Genomic DNA, 17,813 nt, shown 5'->3' with positions numbered 1-17,813 from the left:
GTTTGGCAACCAATTATGTATGAAACAAATAAAAGCAGAACATGTAAAAATAAACATTCTGCTTACAAACAATAACCTATTCCAATGACAATACCTAAAATAGCTCCGACAACAACTTGATACGGTGTATGTCCGACAAGTTCATTTAATTTCTTATATTCCGTTTGCCTACCATGAAAAAAATCATTTAAAATTTTTGCTTGTTTACTTACTGCAAGTCTTACCCCTGAAGCATCATACATGACAATAATGGCAAAGATAGCTGCTACTGCAAATACTGCACTCGTTACCCCTTCCACCATACCAACTCCTGTGGCCAATGCAGTAACCGTTGAAGAATGAGAACTTGGCATTCCACCGGAAGCAAAGAACTGCGCAAAATCAAATTCTCTTGTCTTTATTAATTTAAAAATAACTTTTGTTAATTGTGCTAAAAACCAAGCGAGCACAGCCGCCATAAGTGGATCATTATGTAAAATTGTTTCCATATTTCCAGCTCCCTACTTGACTGTAATGGAAATTCCATACTATAAGTATAAAGAAAAATGCGTAGAAAATACTACGCATTATGATACTTTTGCTGATTTATTTTTAAGAAATTTCGGTTGCTTCTTTAGTAAAAACTTTGTTTTCGCCATTGAAAATACAAATAGCGCAATCCAAATAAAGACAAATGCTGTCATATGAGCCGATGTAAAATGTTCATGGAAAACAAATATACCTAAAATAAGGTTAATAGTCGGTGCAATATATTGTAAGAAACCAATCATATACAGAGGAATAAGCTGTGCCCCTTTCGCAAAGTAGAAAAGCGGCAATGCAGTAATAATACCTGCGCCCATTAAAAGTAACGTTGAAGTAACAGGAATAGAACCGAATGATCCAAAACCATGTTCTCCAATCATAAACAAGTAAATAACTGCAAGAGGAGTAACAATCATTGTTTCCATCGTAAGTCCTATCATTGCATCATAATTTAATAATTTTTTTGTTAAGCCATATATTCCAAATGTAAATGCGAGCGAAAGTGCAATCCAAGGAATCGAACCATAACGAAATGTTAAAATGATAACTCCTATCCCAGCTAGACCAACCGCAACATATTGCCAAAAGTTAAGTTTTTCCTTCAAAACCACTGTACCAAGTAAAATACTTACAAGAGGATTAATATAATAACCAAGACTCGCTTCAATGATATGGTTATGGTTCACAGCCCATATGTATACAAACCAATTGCCACTAATTAAAACAGACGCGATTGTTAATGAGATGAATAATTTAGGACGTTTAAAAAGGCTCACAAGCTCACCAAAAAATTGTCCCAATCTCTTTGATATTCCTAAAATCAGTAGCATAAAAACAAAAGCCCAAACAATGCGGTGTGCTAATATTTCTTCTGCAGACACTTCTTCGACCCATTTCCAATAAATCGGAAGAACTCCCCACATCATATAAGCACCAGTTGCATATAAAATCCCTTTCTTTTGCAGTGCTTTTTGACTCTCCATCTTCCCTTTTCTCCTCTTCTCTTTTTTCTTCATTATAAGATGTACCTTTAAAAATTTACAAATGTTACCTCCCTATCTTTTTCGACAATATAATTCCATTTTCAATAATACCTGCTTTAAACCATTGCAGAAAACAGCTAAATTTCTTTTAATATTCCTCGTAGAAAGCTTATTTGTAAAACTAATTATATTAAACTAAATCAGCCATAAAACATATGAAGTTACAGCAACAAGGAGCGGTATACCAATTGTAAATTTATTTTTATGTGTTTTATGGTGAAAAACATACATTCCAATCCAGGCCCCTACCGCTCCTCCAGCCGCTGATACTAAAAACAATGTACGTTCTGGAGTACGCCATTGTTTTTTAACCGCTTTACGTTTATCAAGTCCCATCATTGAAAAAGCAATAACACTCATACACAATATATACATACATTTTACCAACATTATTAATTCTCACATTCCTTTCTGTTTCATTCTTATCCTTTCTACAATAATCGTACTTTCATTCATGTACAAATAAAAATAGTTGTAAGCTGGAAAAAATCGCTTGTAAACAAACTCTCTTTTTCAGCCTACAACTGTATTTTAATTATCTATGCGCCATTTCCTTTTCTTACATTACTATGTTTTTTAGAATATACAAAATACACGAAAATCCCTACTATAACCCAAATCATAAAACTGATTAAAGTTACTTGAGAAAGATTACAAGCTAGATATATACAACTTATTATTGACACTATAGGTAAAAAGGGGACGAGTGGTGCACGAAACGGTCTTGCAATTTTCGGTTTTGTTTTCCGCAATACAATGACCGCAATAGATACAAATATAAAAGCTGTTATCGTTCCCATATTTACTAAATTCGCTAATAAATTTAAGTCTATAAGCCCTGCTAGTAATGCTGCGAGAATTCCTGTAATCCATGTATTAAAGAACGGCGTTTGAAAACGTTTATGCACACTTGAAAGCTTTTTTGGAAGTAATCCATCACGACTCATTGAATAAGATACCCGTATAAAAGCAAACATTGCTACTAAAAGAACTGTAGTTAAACCAGCAATAGCTCCTACTGATAACAAACCAGCAATTTTATCCTCCCCTACAACACGCAATGCATATGCAACTGGATCAGCTACATTCAATTCAGTAAATGGTACCATTCCTGTTAAAACAAATGAAACACCAATATAAAGAACTGTACAAATACATAAAGATACAAGGAGACCAATAGGAACATTTCGTTGCGGGCGCTTAACTTCTTCAGCTGCCGTAGCAACTGCATCAAAACCTAAAAAGGCAAAAAACACTGTAGCCGCTCCTCCAATAACACCATGAAATCCAAATGGAAGAAACGGTTGCCAATTCTCTGGTTTTACATACTGTCCACCTACAATAATAAACCCTATAATAACAGCAAGTTTAATAATTACCATTACATTGTTGATACGAGCACTTTCTTTTGCACCACGACTTAATAAGAATGTCACAACTAAAATAATAAAAACGGCAGGTAAATCAATGATTCCACCTTTCCCCATACCTGGTGCCGAGGCAAAAAGAGTAGGAACTTTAATATGAAATCCTAAAAGTAATGATTGAAAATAAGCGGACCATCCAGCTGCTACTGCAGAGGTTGCTAATAAATACTCTAGCATTACACACCAACCAACTATGAAAGCAAAAATTTCTCCCAATGTAATATAAGTATAAGAATATACACTACCGGATACCGGAACAGTAGAAGCAAATTCAGCATAACAAAATGCTACACATGCACAAACAATTGCAGCCAATATAAAAGATAAAACAATTGCAGGTCCAGCATGTTTTGCTGCTACAATACCTGTTAATACAAAAATACCAGTCCCAATAATTGCTCCAATTCCTAAAAGAGTTAAATCGAACGCCCCTAACGTTTGATTTAATACTCGTTTCTTTTCTTGATTTATTGCTTTTTTAATTAGTAGACTCATTAGCAGAAACCTCATTTTCAATTTAATCCCTCACTAAATACAACCTCTATTACTTTCGAGAGATTGTTTCTTATAGCAAAGACACTATAATTCCACATGATAAAAACATCAATATTTATTATTTTACAATAACTATAAATTTCACTTTATCACTCGGATTTTTTGAGAATATACAGAAAAATCAAAACACTAAAATTATAATAAAACTTACATATGGAATACTATTCCAAATGATGCATCAATGAGAATCTCGATTGAATTTATCATATAATTAATTCTATTGTCAATAATAAAATCTCTTATCTACCAATGGATAATCATGTAACAAAAAGGATTATTTCACAAACAAAAAATTATCAAACACCAGTTGTTATCAGTATTATTGTCCGATTTACTTTTTTAATATTAATTTTTATGCATATATTTCTATAAAATACATACCTGCTCAGCCATTCAATAAATTAAATCTTTTTGTAGAATACATACCAAAACCGTTTGATTTTATATTAAATATATTATTCGTATTGATACAAGTTCCCAATCATAAAACATAATTTTCTTATTTATTCAAAAAAAATATTTTTTTGTTGCTATATAAAATCCCTATTAGTATAATAAAAAACGTTGCGCGTATAACAATTTTAAAATTCAGAATTTTCCGTTCGGCATTATGGTATTTTTAAGAATTATTTCTACTGGAGGTTTAAACTTGGCAAATAAAGTACCCTTTTCTCGTGTTCTTGTTATTGGACTTATGTTGTTTGCACTTTTCTTTGGAGCTGGAAACTTAATTTTCCCAGCTATGTTAGGACAAGCAGCTGGATATAATGTATGGAGTGCTACTGTTGGTTTTTTAATTACAGGAGTCGGCCTTCCGTTGTTAGGTGTTCTAGCATTTGGCATTTCTGACAGCGATGATTTACAATCACTAGCAAACCGTGTTCACCCCTGGTTTAGTGCTGTCTATACATTTGTTCTTTATTTAGCAATTGGACCACTTTTCGCACTCCCTAGAGCTGGAAGTATTTCATTTGAGATAGGTGTAAAACCATTTTTATCAGAGGGAACAGAAACAATTGCTTTACTTATCTTTACAATCATTTTTTTCGGCATTACATGTTTGTTTTCGTTTAATCCAACAAAAATTGTAGATGTTGTTGGCAAACTTTTAACACCCATCAAACTTACATTCGTCGGAATTTTAGTAGTTGCAGCTTTTATCCAACCAATCGGTCCTATTCAAGCACCTACAAAAGAATTTATAAGTAATTCTTTTGTCAAAGGTTTTCAAGAAGGATATTTAACAATGGATACACTAGCATCTTTTGTATTCGGCATTATTATTATCAATGCTATAAAAGAGAAAGGTACTTATAATAAAAAAGAAATAGTGAGTGTTTGTGCGAAGGCTGCTGGTATTGCAGCAATTGTATTAACGATTGTCTATTCCTCACTTTCTTATATGGGAGCCGCTAGCGTATCTAAATTAGGGCATTTAACAAATGGAGGAGAAGTCTTAGCGAAAGTAGCCAATTATTATTTTAGTTCTTTAGGAAATTTATTGTTAGGATTAATGATTACTGTTGCATGTTTAACAACAAGCGTTGGACTTGTAACATCATGCTCTTCCTATTTCCACAAGATATTTCCTATAATTCCTTACAAAACATTCGCTATTGTTCTATCTATTTTTAGCGCGTTTATCGCAAATCTTGGCCTAACAGAATTAATTGCGATTTCTGTACCAGTGCTTACAGCGATATATCCACTAGCAATTATGCTAATTGTTCTAACATTTTTGCATCCTCTCTTTAAAGGTAGAACAGAGGTATATCAATGGAGCTTACTCCTAACTTTTGTCGTTAGTTTGTTTGATGGACTAAATGCCGCAAATATGCCGATTCAAGTAATCAATGCTACTTTTTCAAAACTCCTTCCTTTATATGATGCAGGTTTAGGTTGGGTCTGTCCTGCAATTGTTGGAGGGTGTATCGGTTATCTCATTTATGTATTTCGAATGAAATTCATTACTAGTACCCCGAAAACGAATCATTAAAAAACCATGCAGATTTTCATCTGCATGGTTTTTTATCTTCCAGTTCCATTTCTTTATTACCCTTTTCCAAATAATCATTATGCAATTCTTCTTCCTTTAATTCCATTGAAATCATTGCATGGTAAATCTCTGGATACAATCCAAATATTTGATACACGCTTCCTAAAAATGGCACCTGAAACCCCTCTTTTCAAAAATAGTATTTCTATACTTAAGGGTTCCCTACCTTTAAGCTACACATTCGTTTTTGTTTCATGTTCCTCATCTTGAACATGTAATACATGTTGCCATTTTTTATAAGGTGCACTATTTGGATCAACATAACCTTTCGCATATGAGCGGTCCCATAATTGTTTTACAAACATCTCTGCTTCTTTCTTCGCAACCATTTCAGCACCGGTTCCATAATAGTCTTGGAAATAAACTAAAATTTCATCAAGAAATAGTCGTAATAATTCATCCGATGTTTCTTCTAGCGTCGGATCATACTTTGCCTCACGATCGTACATTAAAATGATATCTAAAATATTATGGACGTGTTCTTTTCTAAGCCACCTTACATCTTGAGCCCCTAACACAAAGGCCTGTGTATACAAATGTCCCCCTTGGAGCAGAGCTTTTTCTTGTTCTTCTTCAAAACGAGAAAGAATATTTTCATAAATAAATGGATTATGAAGCAAGGCACGGTGTAGTTTATAGCTTTCACTTGAAATATTTTTCCCCATTGACTGAATTAAAAAGCTGCGACCTACACCGTTATATTGATACACAAACTGGCCATCAACCGCCACAAGACTTATCCAGCGGAACATATATGCATATAAAAGGGCCCGATTACACTTATCATAATCTAACTTCGTTTGCGTTGCATTTAAGTCCGGCATAAAGGCTGGTAAGTGCCAATATTTATCTAAATGCGGTGTCAAATTAGATTTTTTGATATTTAATTTATTCACGCGGCGATAATAAGATTGAAAATAATCACCTTTATCATTCATAAATCCATTTGCAATATGTCCTGATGAAAGCTTAGGAAAGTCTTGTAGTGATAACCCATAATGAGCCCGGTAACATATCACTTCAAATGGTGAAAATGCTTGATTCACTGTATCCTTTTCTTGGAACATTTCTTGCAAGAGTTCTTCTTGTAATTCTTGTTTCAATGAGGGATGTACACCCCAGTATTGCAACTCACGATGATGAGCCACTTTTGGAATAAATGGGCTTGCTAAATGAAACAAATCTTCAATTTTTTCTCTTACATATTCATTACGATCACGCTTTTTAAAATCAGCTTCTTTTCGCAACGCCTCAATAATATTGAGTTCTAATTTATCACGGTACCGGACTTGAAGTTCGTCGTAGCAATACGTCAAAATATGTTCTCTATAAAAATCTTCTACTTTTTTCGATTGACTTTCTTCCGCTTGTGTGTCCCGGCAATATTCTCCATACAAACTCATATAAATTTCTGCTGATATGTCTTTTGGCAGTATGCCTAGATTTAAATGCTGCTGCATATCTTGCCATATTTTTTCTTGTAACTGTTCATCTGCTAACACATATACATTTGTCGGATTTGTTTTTCCTTCAAATTCTTTGCTTCGCTTTTGAATTTCAAACAGTAAATTTTCACGTGTCTCTTGTAAATTATCAAAGAACCTTTCCCAGTGTTGGATCATTTTATTTACTGCTTGATATAATGATTGGTAAACGAGTTCAAGTAACATTTCCTTACGATATTCATTCAACTTATGTGCATATTGCGTAACGATATCTTCAAATTCTTTTCGGAACATACGCTGCTGATTGTAAAACATTTTGCCAAACCAACCTTGTTGCTGCACAAGCTCAACGCGTCGCACCGCTGTTACTGTACCATCAATATTGCTTACATTAAATTTCTTATCATAGTTTTGAATTAAATTACGCTTTTGCTCATTATTCTCATGTAATCGATTCATTTTCTCTACCAATTGCTTCCGAATTTCATACAACATAAAACGAGCAGCAACTGGATGAACCGGATCTGTTTTCTTTAAAAACCATGTATTTAATTGGTATGACTGTCCCTCTGACCCACTAGGTGTATGTCGGTCTGATTCTATCATGTCATACAAAAGTGTCGTTACGTGCTCATGCACACGGCTCGGTATCGCATATGCATACAACCTGACAGCATGGTCTACTCTCGCCACTTCACCCTTCATTTGCTCCATGATTTTGAGCTTTGCAGCAGATATTTTACATTCATGCTGCAACCTGTTTAATTCTTCGTCTTTTTGTACCGTACGCTGCACGTAACTTTCAACTGCTTCTAAAAACAGTTTTGATTTCGCAACGCCAACCTTCCCGCTCTCTGCACCTTCTCTTGTTTCATTATACATTTGTCTATAAAAAATATGGGCCTGCTCTGGACGAGTAGCAAGATGCTCTAAATCTTCTAAATAACTTTTTCCACGCTCTGGTTTCTCACGCTGCATCCCACGGCGAACATCTTGCTCATAGCGATGCTTTTTCTCTTGAAATAATTGATCTAAATGAAGCCATGATTCGTCTAAACCTTGCACGGCCCATTTTAAAGCACAATATTTTAAAACATGCTCATATGGATAGATGAGCTTTGCCGTCCCAGCACCGCAGTAACGTGCTTTCCCGCTCGATTCGGCTAGTTGTTGAATTTGATTATCTTCTTGTGCAAAATGACTCGTGGACATCGGACTAAATAGTTGTAAATAAATCGTGTTTGTCATTTGTTCCATGTAATCTGATAGATTGTGCAAATGATGACCATGTAAATTTTCATAATCATATAAGAAGCAATAATTATACGGTAAATGATGCTGCTTAATTGTATGATTCGTTCGTCCATCTTCATCAACTTGATCGGGACGGTACTCTAGTTCAATCGTTACACCGCCTCGCTTTGATAACTCCCCTGTAGAACCAAGTGTAATGGCATGAAGTTCTTTTAAAGAAGCATAACCATTCGCTTGCACAGTTTCAAACTCTTTAGCGCTCACTGTACGTGTCTTTACAAGTACATCGGGCATTAAAAATGCTCCACGTATTAAAATGTTATGATGTTGTAATTTTTTTCGAAGCATCTCACGTAAGTACAATGCAATTTGTAAGAACATACCCGAACCAGTACCACCAGCTAGCGATGTAACGATAATAACACGAACACCATACTCGGTTTGATCACTTGTGACAGGAAAAATCTTTTCAATTTCTTGCCAAAAAGCAGTTAATTTATCTTCTTTCATCGCCGCTCGTAAAGCAAGACGTGAAATTACACGTAATTGCCCAGCACCTTCTGTTAACGGTTTATCAAGAATAGTAGGATCCATCGGAAACCATTCTGGAATCGTTGGATCCCCCGCAATATATTCTCGCGGCGTTTTACTAGAGCTAGTTTGTGTCTTGAACTTACGAATATGCTCAAATTTACTTAACGTATTCACATCTGTATCAAAGACATGCATTGCCACCTTTTTACGCCGTTCCTCCGGCAATTTCTCATATATTTGATGGGTAACAGTACTCCCAATTCCACCTAAACCAATTAAAATCGTTGGAACTTGTAATGTCATGTGAACCACCTTCCTATTAGTGAGTGTTCAAAAAGAAGGATACAGAGAGCCGAGCAGTTCAAGGCACGGAAGCCAGGAGGATACGGAGTGTAGCTTACACTACATGAGTACCGGACTGGCAACGCAGGCGTAGAAATGCGACAGCTATCTTTACCGGACTTTTTGAACCTCCTCTATTATTCACATTCATATCGATAGATTTCTTTTCCATACCCACGATCAATCAGTAAAATTTCATTCGGATATAACGTCTTATGCTCATTTCCAACCTCTTCCTCTGTAATAAACATACCATCAATAATCATACCAATCACTTGCGATTCCTTTGCTACAAATACAGATTTCGATCCTTTTTTCGCTATAAATGTGACAGATTGTACTGTCTTTCGTTCTGCTCGAAATGGAATACCAAAATAATGTTTCCACCATTTGTTTCTTAAGAGTTCTGGTTCAGATTGATACAGCCAATCTTTCGCTACTTCTTGATCCCATTCGTAATATAAAAGTGCTTTACGATGAAATCTCGGACGAACAATCCATCCTAAAACAAGAATCGCAACTAATAGAAGTAGTAAAGTAACTGGGATTACGAACTGAAAAATTATCGCATACCGTTCCCAAAATGGCGCATTTTGAATATGAAATGAAATTTTTCTGTTCACTTCTTGCAACTTTGAATCCTTTATAGTGATGGTAGCTTCTATGGTGCCAGTATCTGTAAAATTGAATGTATCGGAGTAGTAAGGACGAGGATACACATAGATTTGATTGTCATGTTGCTCTAATTCATAGTTGATTGATTGATGAGATGTGACACCAGTAGATTGTAATAATTTTTTCACTTCCGCTTCTTTCATCGGTTCACCATTAAGTAATGGCTGTAAAATAAAAGGCTTACTCTTTTCTAAATTGGTCACCTTTTCTTCATATTCTTTCGTAATGGCCTGTAGGGTTAATTTCGGTTTTGGCAATGTCCCAATCCGGAATTCCCTCGTCTGCCTGTAAAACCCTTTTATGTTCATATGGACTTTTCCACGTACTATTTGTTTTCCAACCTGTAATTCATAGTAAAATACATGCTTTTTTTCATCCCATTTCATTGGATATAATCTACCATCTAATTCTATTTCTGCTTGAAAATAAGAAGGTTGGATTGGTAAATCTGTCGGTTTCGCTTCAATAACCGCTTTTGTTCCCTCATACATTTTCTCAACATTCTTTTTCGTTCTATCCGCTTTATCATAAATAGAAACGCTATAATCAAGTGCTGGTTCAACAAGTACTTTCAAGCCTTCCTTTTCAATATCTCTATCAATTTCTATTTTGTATGTCCCCGGTTGAATGACCTCATTGTTCGTAGCACTGATATGTGCTATACCGCCATATAATTTCGATTCTCCTGGCGCATGGATTGAGAAAGAAGATTGTAATATTAATGGCTTAGATAATTGTTCAAACTTATATTGAAACGAATCAGAAGATTGTTGTACTAGCGTCATTCGTTTTAATGGAAATGGTGTTGTAACCTCTAATTTGTTACCAGTTATATTCGTTTTCACTACAGGTTCAACAGCAGAAAATGGATCCCGATTCGCAACTAATGCTGCCGCTTGATTGACACTTTGAATGACTCCATCTTCCCCACTCGACGGCATGATTACTCCATTTATTTCCTGCTTCCAAATTTCTTTAAACATATTCATTTGTAATTTTTCTTGCGGTCCTAAATTTTCTTCCATTGTTATCAATACAGGATGTAATGAAATTTTTTTTACTTCCATTTCTTTTTTAAATTGCTCTAACGTTCGAGTGATTTGTTCTTTGCCACCATTCGCTTCTTTTTCTAATTCATTAAATGCCCCGTCCGTTAATACAATAAGCCAAAATTCACGTTTTCCATTTATGTCTGCTTCCTTTTTAATAGATTGCATTGCCGTTTCTACAGCACTAAACGGAGTGTTCAAATAATTTTTCCACGCCCCAATTTGATTAATTTCTGTTTGTCTTTTTTCATTTGTTAACGCGACGTTGTTTGCTTCAGTGGGACGACTCATTGGAACATATGAAAATCTATCTTTTTCATCTAATAATGCAACTAAACTTTGCAAAGCATAATTGGCATACTTCCAGCGATCGTTATTCCTCATGCTACCAGAATCATCATATACAAGTGAAACGACCCTTTCCTTTGCCTCCTCTCCTTTTGCAAAAGTTAAAAAAGGATTTAAACATAATAATAGAAAAAAAATGAATGTGGCACAGATTCGAATCTTCATGATGAGACTTCGCCACCTTTGTAGACAAATTCCTATGTTTAAATTTATGAAAAGAAACAAGATATATGACTTGTATTTTGGGACATATAGATTATCATAATATGATTATGTAAATAAGATGCTGAAATAATACCTCGTTTTCCAGTTATACCTCCTTGTAAATTGTAATTGAAAGTACGTTTTATCGTGTTTATTTTTCAAATAAACGAGCCTGCTTTGAAAAGAAATTACAAAACAGACTCTCCCTACATTTCGTGCGGAAAATTCCCATGAAAAAGTTTGATTTTCTCTTCTAACTGAACAGTTCAACTTTTGCATTTTAAATGAAAGGAAATGTCTGTATATACAGTGAAGACTTTTACGGACAGTTCATCTCTCATCTATCTTCTTTGCTTTCGCTGAATGTTGAGGTGTGAGTGTTACTGTCCGCAAATGGCGGGATAAAAATATTACTACTCAATAATCAAGATTGATATTTCCTAATTAGCAAAGTACTTCAATTTATATCATACAAATAAAAAACACGCCTATAACAGCGTGTTCTTATCTTTTCACATACACTTCAACAATAGGATTGTCCTTATTATTTGCATGCAAGCGAATATTCTCTTCACTTGTATGATAAATACTTGCTAATAAAATGACTGTTAACAAATTCGGAATTTCTCCATCACTCCCAAATTTTCGTTCAAACGCCTCTTTATATTCAAAATCCAAATCCCCTTGTACATATGTATACACCTCGAATCCATCCTTCAAATCACAAACAATCCGATCAATAATATCCGTACCCACTTGCCTCTCCATTTCACTACGAATTGCACCTGCAAAGTCATCCCAAGAAACTTCATACGTTTGAAATTGATCTGTAGGTTCCATATTGTTCACTCCTTGCTATTCATCTTCCACATATATTTCCCCTTTCTCCTAACAATTATGAAACTAAGGTCAATCGTACAAGCCGCACTTGTCCTGTTAACATATCGTATTACTGTAACACGGAAGGAGGAGAAACATGCATCGACAAAAATGTTATAATACTTGCCGACGTTATTTTGGTAAAGTTGTACGAATTGAAGATCGTAATGGTTATATTCATTTAGGCAAAATAACTGATGTTACAAAAGATTCGGTTTGGATTGAGCCAATTCACCGTCCATCTTTTGATACAGGTTTTGGATACTATGATGCATATGCAAATGGCGGCTGTGACTTTTGCGGTGGTCTACGTCAATGTAACCGTTGTGGATTTGGATTTGGTGGAGGTCGCGGCGGATGCGGTGGATGCGGAAACTGTAGTGGATGCGGTTTTGGAGGTTATGGATATGGTGGCGGAGGCTATGGATTAGCCTTTGGTTTTATCTTTGGAATTACTTTAGCTGCATTATTCTTCATCTAATATATGAAGGAGCTGACTATGTTTTTAGTCAACTCCTTTTCACCAACACACCCACATATCACCAATCAAACGAATCATAAATTTGCCCTTTTACTTTTCACAAATAAATATACGGTGCCCTAATACATGTTGGTACATATGCAACACTTGTTCATGTTGGACCCATGCATCATACAATTCGGGCGGAATATACTGTGACAAATTCCATTCTGGCTGCTCCATTTGTCCTGTAATTGTCTCGGCAATTGTACCACCACCGCCAATTGTTATTCGTTCGAAGCTTTCCTTTTGAAATAAGCGAACCCATTCATCCTCTGTTAATAACTGCTGCATTCCATATAATTGTAATATTTTCTCTTCTTCTTCCTTCGTTATATGTTTCTCAATTATCATTTCAACTACAACAAGCTTTCCATTCTTTTGTAACACACGATAACATTCTGGAATCGACTGTTCTTTATTTGTAAAAGCAAGTATAGATTCTCCAAGTACAAATTCAAATTCTTCATCTAAAAATGGTAATTGTTCTGCATTTCCTTGAATCAATTCGATGTTTAATTTTTCAAATAGCCACCTATCCTTTGCCTTTTGAATCATAATCTCATTATTTTCAACTGCCGTTACTTTGCAACCAAATTCCTTTTTCATATAAGCTGCTGTCCGCCCTGTTCCGCATCCTATCTCCAGTACATTTGCTCCATTTCTTAATGGCAGCTGAGCTAATAGCTGTTTTGTTAACGTAAATCCACCAGGGTGAGCACTCCCAATTCCATAATAAGCTAAAAAATCAAGGTATACGTTCCGTTTCATAGGATTCTCCTTCATTTTTTCTATATTACCTATATTCATACACTAAAAAAACGGTGCAAAAGAAACGGTAGTTTCTATAAAAACTTCTCCTTATCAAAATAAAAAGCATTTCTAAAGGAATAGGATTCACTTTAGAAATGCTTTCACTTTCATTACTTACTATCTTTCTCCGTTACATACGCCCACTTAAAGCTATATTCTGGACTGATATTATGTTTTACAATTCCTTTCACATTTGGCTGTAATACATAAGATCTACCTGATTGGTGTAACGGTATAAGCGCTACATCTTTTTCAAGTAACTGTTTTTCTGCCTTTCCTAACTCTTCCCAACGTTTCTTCGAATCCGCCATTAACTCTGTCTTACCTTGTTTAATCATTTCATCATATTTTGGATCTGAGTAACTCATTTGGTTTTGAGAATTTGTTGATTCAAACATATCTAAGTATGTCATTGGATCCGCATAGTCTGGGTTCCAGCCACCATATGAAAAATCATAATCTTGATCAGATTCTAATTTTAACTTTTGTTTAAATGGTTGAAGTTTAATATTTACGGTTACACCCTTTAAATTTTTCTCAATCTGGTCTTTTACATACTCTCCCACTTTTTTCGCATTACCAGTATCATAGTTCAATAATTCAATTGTCACTTGATCTTTACCAAGTTCTTTCTTCGCTTCTTCCCAAGCTGCTGCTGCTTTTTTCGTATCTTGTTTTAAGCCATTTTTAAATGTCTCTGCGAAATCTTTACCATCCGGCCCAGTTGCTAATCCTTTTGGTACTAAGAAATCTACAGGTTTTGATCCATCATTTAAGATTACATTTGCTAAAGCCTTTTTATCAATTGATAATGCAATTGCTTCACGTAATTTTTTGCTCTTTAATGGTGTATCTTGGCCAGCACGTTTTTGATTCAAACGTAAGTAGAATGTACTTGTTTCTAAATATGTTCCAAATTCATCTTTCTTCGATTTATATTTGTCAACAAACTCTCCTGATAATAATGCAAAATCAATTTGACCACTATCATATAGATTCACACGAGTAGCTACTTCTTTTACAACGCTATAGTTGATTTCGTCTAACTTCACACTCTTTTTATCCCAATAGCTATCATTTTTCTTCAACTTCCAACCTTGCTCATGCTTCCAATCCGTTAAAACAAACGGTCCATTATACACTACCGTATCTGACTCTAAACCGTATTTAGCTCCTTTTTCTTTTACAAACTTCTCATTTAGTGGATAATATGATACAAATGCCGTTAAGTTTAAGAAATATGGAGTTGCCCTTTCCAGTTCAACTTCAAGTGTGTGATCATCTACCGCTTTTACACCTAAAGTAGACACTTCTGCTTTTCCACTGTTAATTGCTTCTGCATTTTTAACATAATAAGCAATAAATGCGTATTCAGCAGCTGTCTTTGGATCTACTAACCGTTGCCATGCAAACACAAAATCTTTCGCTGTTACAGGATCACCGTTTGACCACTTTGCATCTTTGCGAAGTTTAAATGTATATTTCTTGCCATCCTCACTTTTCGTGCTAGATTCTGCCACAGCGGGAATCGGCTTATTATCTTTATCAAGGCGATATAAGCCTTCCATTGTATTTCCTAAAATTTGTGATCCCAGAGTATCTGTGTTTTTGGAAGTATCCATCGTTGGTATCTCATTTGTTTCTGTACGATTCAGTACTTGTTTTGCTGCATACTTAATATCAGCTTTACTGTCCTCACCGCTACTATTTTTAGGCGATGTATTTGCCTTCTTATCCTCACCTGATCCCGAGCATGCTGATAATGCCATACTCACTGCTAATACTGGTGCTACAACCGCTGTTAGTTTCTTCATTTTTTTCATTTGTGTACCCTCCCTAATTTATATGTACGATGCCACTTCGAGAGATTTTCTGATAACTCGCATTATTATCAGAAGATTCTTATTAGTTAATATTCTATCAATTTTCATACTTTTGTAAAGTTATTTTTCAAAAAAATTCTGAAATTTCTTTCAATATATCAATAATTAGATTTTTTAATAGCCCCCGATTTACTATATGAACACAACATACGTCGTATTCTTCTCTAATTTTTTAATGCTTCATTTTCATTCATAGTCATTAAAAAATTCATTACTATTATAGCTATAGAAACTTATTCAATGTATTTTCATAGAAAAAAGCATTCTCTATAAGTAAATATCCTACTTATAGAAATGCCCTTTAGCTTTATATTATTTTCCGTCTTTCTCCTCTACATACGCCCATTTGAAGCTATATTCTGGGCTGATATTATGTTTTACAATTCCTTTTATATTTGGTTTCATTACATATGCTCTACCAGTTTGATATAAAGGAACCATTGCTGCGTCTTCTTCAAGTAACAATTTCTCTGCCTTTCCTAACTCTTCCCAACGTTTTTTCGCATCAGACATTAATTCATTTCCTGCTTTTTTAACCATCCCATCATATTTTGAGTTGGAATAGCTCATTTGGTTATATGGACTCTTTGTTTCAAACATATCGATAAATGTCATTGGATCTGCATAGTCTGGACTCCAACCTGCAAAAGAAATTTCATAATCTTGTGCTGTCTCTAGTTTTAACTTTTGTTTAAATGGCTGGATTTTCGTATTAATCGTTACCCCTTTTAAATTTTTCTCAATTTGATCTTTTATATAATCAGCAACTTTTTTCGCTGTTCCATCATCATAACTCAGCAATTCAATTGTCACTTGATCTTTACCAAGCTCTTTTTTCGCTTCTTCCCAAGCTTTTGCTGCTTTTTTCTTATCTTGTTTCAAACCATTTTTAAATGATTCTGTGAAATCTTTACCATCTGGGCCTTTTGCTAATCCTTTTGGCACTAATTGATCTGTTGGTTTCGATCCGTTGTTTAAAATAACATTCGCTAATCCTTTTTTATCAATTGATAATGCTATCGCTTCACGTAATTTTTTACTTTTCAGTGGTGTATCTTGACCTCCACGTTTCTCGTTTAAACGTAAGAAGAATGTACTTGACTCTGCATACTCACCGTATTCATCTTTCTTAGGCTTATATTTATCAACAAATTCTCCTGATAATAGTGTAAAGTCAATTTCTCCAGTATCATATAGATTTACTTTTGTAGCTACTTCTTTTACAACGCTATAGTTAATTTCTTCTAGTTTCACAGTCTTTTTATCCCAATAATTATCGTTTTTCTTTAATTTCCAGCCTTGTTCGTGTTTCCACTCTGACATTACGAACGGCCCATTATATAAAACGGTATCTGCCTCTAAACCAAATTTATCTCCTTTCTCTTTAACAAATTTTTCATTTAATGGATAGTATGATGCAAATGCCATTAAATTCAAGAAATATGGCACTGGTTTTTCTAATTCTACTTCCAGTGTATAATCATCCACTGCTTTCGCCCCTAATGTAGATGCATCTGCTTCACCTTTGTTAATTGCTTCCGCATTTTTAATATAGTAAGCAATAAATGCATATTCAGCAGCCGTATTTTTATCTAGTAAGCGTTTCCACGCGAAGACGAAATCTTTCGCTGTTACTGGATCACCATTTGACCATTTTGCATCTTTACGCAACTTAAATGTATATTTTTTACCATCCTCACTTTTCGTGCTTGATTCAGCTGCAGCCGGGATTGGTTTATTCTCTTTATCAAGACGATATAACCCTTCCATTGTATTTCCTAAAATTTGTGCTCCAAGTGTATCGGTAGATTTCGACGTATCCATTGTTGGAATTTCTTGATTCTCTGTACGATTCAAGACTTGTTTTGCTGCATACTTAATATCAGAAGATTTACTATCACCGCTACTTGAAGTCGTACTTGTCTTTTTGTCCCCACCTGACCCTGAGCATGCTGATAATGCCATACTCATTGCTAATACTGGCGCTACAACCGCTGTTAGTTTCTTTAGCTTTTTCTTATTCATTTGTGTACCCTCCCTAATTTATATGTACGATGCTAATTTTGAGAGATTTTCTGATAATTTATATAATTATTAGAAAATTCTTATTGATTAATATTCTACTTATTTTCACGTTTTTGTAAAGTTATTTTTATAATATTCTGTTTTTAGTTTCATAATTAGATTCTTTACTATCTCCCCCATCTACTATAAGAATACTGCATGCCCCGTATTCTTCTTTCACTTTTTAATTACTACTT

At 34.7% G+C, this 17,813-nt stretch carries 13 protein-coding genes; 2 read left to right on the top strand and 11 right to left on the bottom strand.

Annotated elements, in window-relative coordinates; all coding sequences use genetic code 11:
• Positions 1 to 62: 62 nt before the first annotated feature.
• The 4 genes from AZF08_RS23340 to AZF08_RS23325 all read right to left on the bottom strand — a co-directional run bounded on the left by AZF08_RS23340 (position 63) and on the right by AZF08_RS23325 (position 3,490).
• Complete coding sequence (locus tag AZF08_RS23340; protein ID WP_033677842.1) at positions 63 to 488, bottom strand: divergent PAP2 family protein; 426 nt, start codon at positions 486 to 488, stop codon at positions 63 to 65.
• Positions 489 to 566: 78 nt separating this feature from the next.
• Positions 567 to 1,508, bottom strand: a complete 942-nt coding sequence (gene rarD, locus AZF08_RS23335; protein ID WP_033677843.1) for an EamA family transporter RarD — start codon at positions 1,506 to 1,508, stop codon at positions 567 to 569.
• Positions 1,509 to 1,703: 195 nt separating this feature from the next.
• Complete coding sequence (locus AZF08_RS23330) at positions 1,704 to 1,958, bottom strand: DUF1294 domain-containing protein (RefSeq protein ID WP_033677844.1); 255 nt, start codon at positions 1,956 to 1,958, stop codon at positions 1,704 to 1,706.
• Between the two features lie 149 nt (positions 1,959 to 2,107).
• Positions 2,108 to 3,490, bottom strand: coding sequence for an APC family permease (locus AZF08_RS23325; RefSeq protein WP_033677845.1), 1,383 nt, complete (start codon positions 3,488 to 3,490; stop codon positions 2,108 to 2,110).
• A gap of 709 nt (positions 3,491 to 4,199) precedes the next feature.
• Here AZF08_RS23325 and brnQ point away from each other — a divergent pair.
• Positions 4,200 to 5,546, top strand: a complete 1,347-nt coding sequence (gene brnQ / locus AZF08_RS23320) for a branched-chain amino acid transport system II carrier protein (RefSeq protein WP_033677846.1) — start codon at positions 4,200 to 4,202, stop codon at positions 5,544 to 5,546.
• Between the two features lie 16 nt (positions 5,547 to 5,562).
• On the opposite strand, the gene AZF08_RS23315 is transcribed toward brnQ, so the two are convergent.
• The 4 genes from AZF08_RS23315 to AZF08_RS23300 all read right to left on the bottom strand — a co-directional run bounded on the left by AZF08_RS23315 (position 5,563) and on the right by AZF08_RS23300 (position 12,297).
• Complete coding sequence (locus tag AZF08_RS23315; protein WP_033677847.1) at positions 5,563 to 5,721, bottom strand: hypothetical protein; 159 nt, start codon at positions 5,719 to 5,721, stop codon at positions 5,563 to 5,565.
• A gap of 58 nt (positions 5,722 to 5,779) precedes the next feature.
• On the bottom strand, positions 5,780 to 9,142 hold the full coding sequence (locus tag AZF08_RS23310; protein ID WP_033677849.1) for a tubulin-like doman-containing protein: 3,363 nt from the start codon (positions 9,140 to 9,142) through the stop codon (positions 5,780 to 5,782).
• Positions 9,143 to 9,318: 176 nt separating this feature from the next.
• On the bottom strand, positions 9,319 to 11,418 hold the full coding sequence (locus AZF08_RS23305) for a vWA domain-containing protein (protein ID WP_033677851.1): 2,100 nt from the start codon (positions 11,416 to 11,418) through the stop codon (positions 9,319 to 9,321).
• A 543-nt stretch (positions 11,419 to 11,961) separates the two neighbouring features.
• A complete protein-coding gene (locus tag AZF08_RS23300; protein WP_033677853.1) occupies positions 11,962 to 12,297 on the bottom strand; it encodes a hypothetical protein in 336 nt (111 codons plus the stop codon).
• Positions 12,298 to 12,433: 136 nt separating this feature from the next.
• Between AZF08_RS23300 and AZF08_RS23295 the strand changes: the two genes are divergently transcribed.
• Positions 12,434 to 12,817 carry a hypothetical protein gene (locus AZF08_RS23295; protein ID WP_033677854.1) on the top strand — a complete coding sequence of 128 codons (384 nt, stop codon included), beginning with the start codon at positions 12,434 to 12,436 and terminating at the stop codon, positions 12,815 to 12,817.
• Positions 12,818 to 12,907: 90 nt separating this feature from the next.
• On the opposite strand, the gene AZF08_RS23290 is transcribed toward AZF08_RS23295, so the two are convergent.
• From AZF08_RS23290 to AZF08_RS23280, 3 genes are all read right to left on the bottom strand, one after another.
• Positions 12,908 to 13,627 carry a class I SAM-dependent methyltransferase gene (locus tag AZF08_RS23290; protein ID WP_033677856.1) on the bottom strand — a complete coding sequence of 240 codons (720 nt, stop codon included), beginning with the start codon at positions 13,625 to 13,627 and terminating at the stop codon, positions 12,908 to 12,910.
• A gap of 152 nt (positions 13,628 to 13,779) precedes the next feature.
• On the bottom strand, positions 13,780 to 15,492 hold the full coding sequence (locus AZF08_RS23285) for a peptide ABC transporter substrate-binding protein (protein ID WP_033677857.1): 1,713 nt from the start codon (positions 15,490 to 15,492) through the stop codon (positions 13,780 to 13,782).
• 372 nt (positions 15,493 to 15,864) lie between these two features.
• Positions 15,865 to 17,577: a peptide ABC transporter substrate-binding protein gene (locus AZF08_RS23280; RefSeq protein WP_033677859.1), complete on the bottom strand. Its 1,713-nt coding sequence runs from the start codon at positions 17,575 to 17,577 to the stop codon at positions 15,865 to 15,867.
• Between the last annotated feature and the right edge of the window lie 236 nt (positions 17,578 to 17,813).

Origin of the sequence: Bacillus gaemokensis, assembly GCF_001590835.1 — a bacterium.
In the GTDB taxonomy this organism is placed as follows: Bacteria; Bacillota; Bacilli; order Bacillales; family Bacillaceae_G; genus Bacillus_A; species Bacillus_A gaemokensis.
The sequence above is the reverse complement of the archived record's forward strand: the minus strand, read 5'-3'. Positions and strand labels throughout refer to the sequence as shown.

Excerpts from the sequence above, each read along its gene's own strand:
- AZF08_RS23295 (WP_033677854.1), top strand. The coding sequence starts at position 12,434 with ATGCATCGACAAAAATGTTATAATACTTGCCGACGTTATTTTGGTAAA.
- AZF08_RS23280 (WP_033677859.1), bottom strand. The coding sequence starts at position 17,577 with ATGAATAAGAAAAAGCTAAAGAAACTAACAGCGGTTGTAGCGCCAGTA.
- AZF08_RS23310 (WP_033677849.1), bottom strand. The coding sequence starts at position 9,142 with ATGACATTACAAGTTCCAACGATTTTAATTGGTTTAGGTGGAATTGGG.
- AZF08_RS23285 (WP_033677857.1), bottom strand. The coding sequence starts at position 15,492 with ATGAAAAAAATGAAGAAACTAACAGCGGTTGTAGCACCAGTATTAGCA.
- AZF08_RS23305 (WP_033677851.1), bottom strand. The coding sequence starts at position 11,418 with ATGAAGATTCGAATCTGTGCCACATTCATTTTTTTTCTATTATTATGT.
- AZF08_RS23300 (WP_033677853.1), bottom strand. The coding sequence starts at position 12,297 with ATGGAACCTACAGATCAATTTCAAACGTATGAAGTTTCTTGGGATGAC.
- AZF08_RS23330 (WP_033677844.1), bottom strand. The coding sequence starts at position 1,958 with ATGTTGGTAAAATGTATGTATATATTGTGTATGAGTGTTATTGCTTTT.
- AZF08_RS23325 (WP_033677845.1), bottom strand. The coding sequence starts at position 3,490 with ATGAGTCTACTAATTAAAAAAGCAATAAATCAAGAAAAGAAACGAGTA.
- AZF08_RS23340 (WP_033677842.1), bottom strand. The coding sequence starts at position 488 with ATGGAAACAATTTTACATAATGATCCACTTATGGCGGCTGTGCTCGCT.
- rarD (WP_033677843.1), bottom strand. The coding sequence starts at position 1,508 with ATGGAGAGTCAAAAAGCACTGCAAAAGAAAGGGATTTTATATGCAACT.
- AZF08_RS23290 (WP_033677856.1), bottom strand. The coding sequence starts at position 13,627 with ATGAAACGGAACGTATACCTTGATTTTTTAGCTTATTATGGAATTGGG.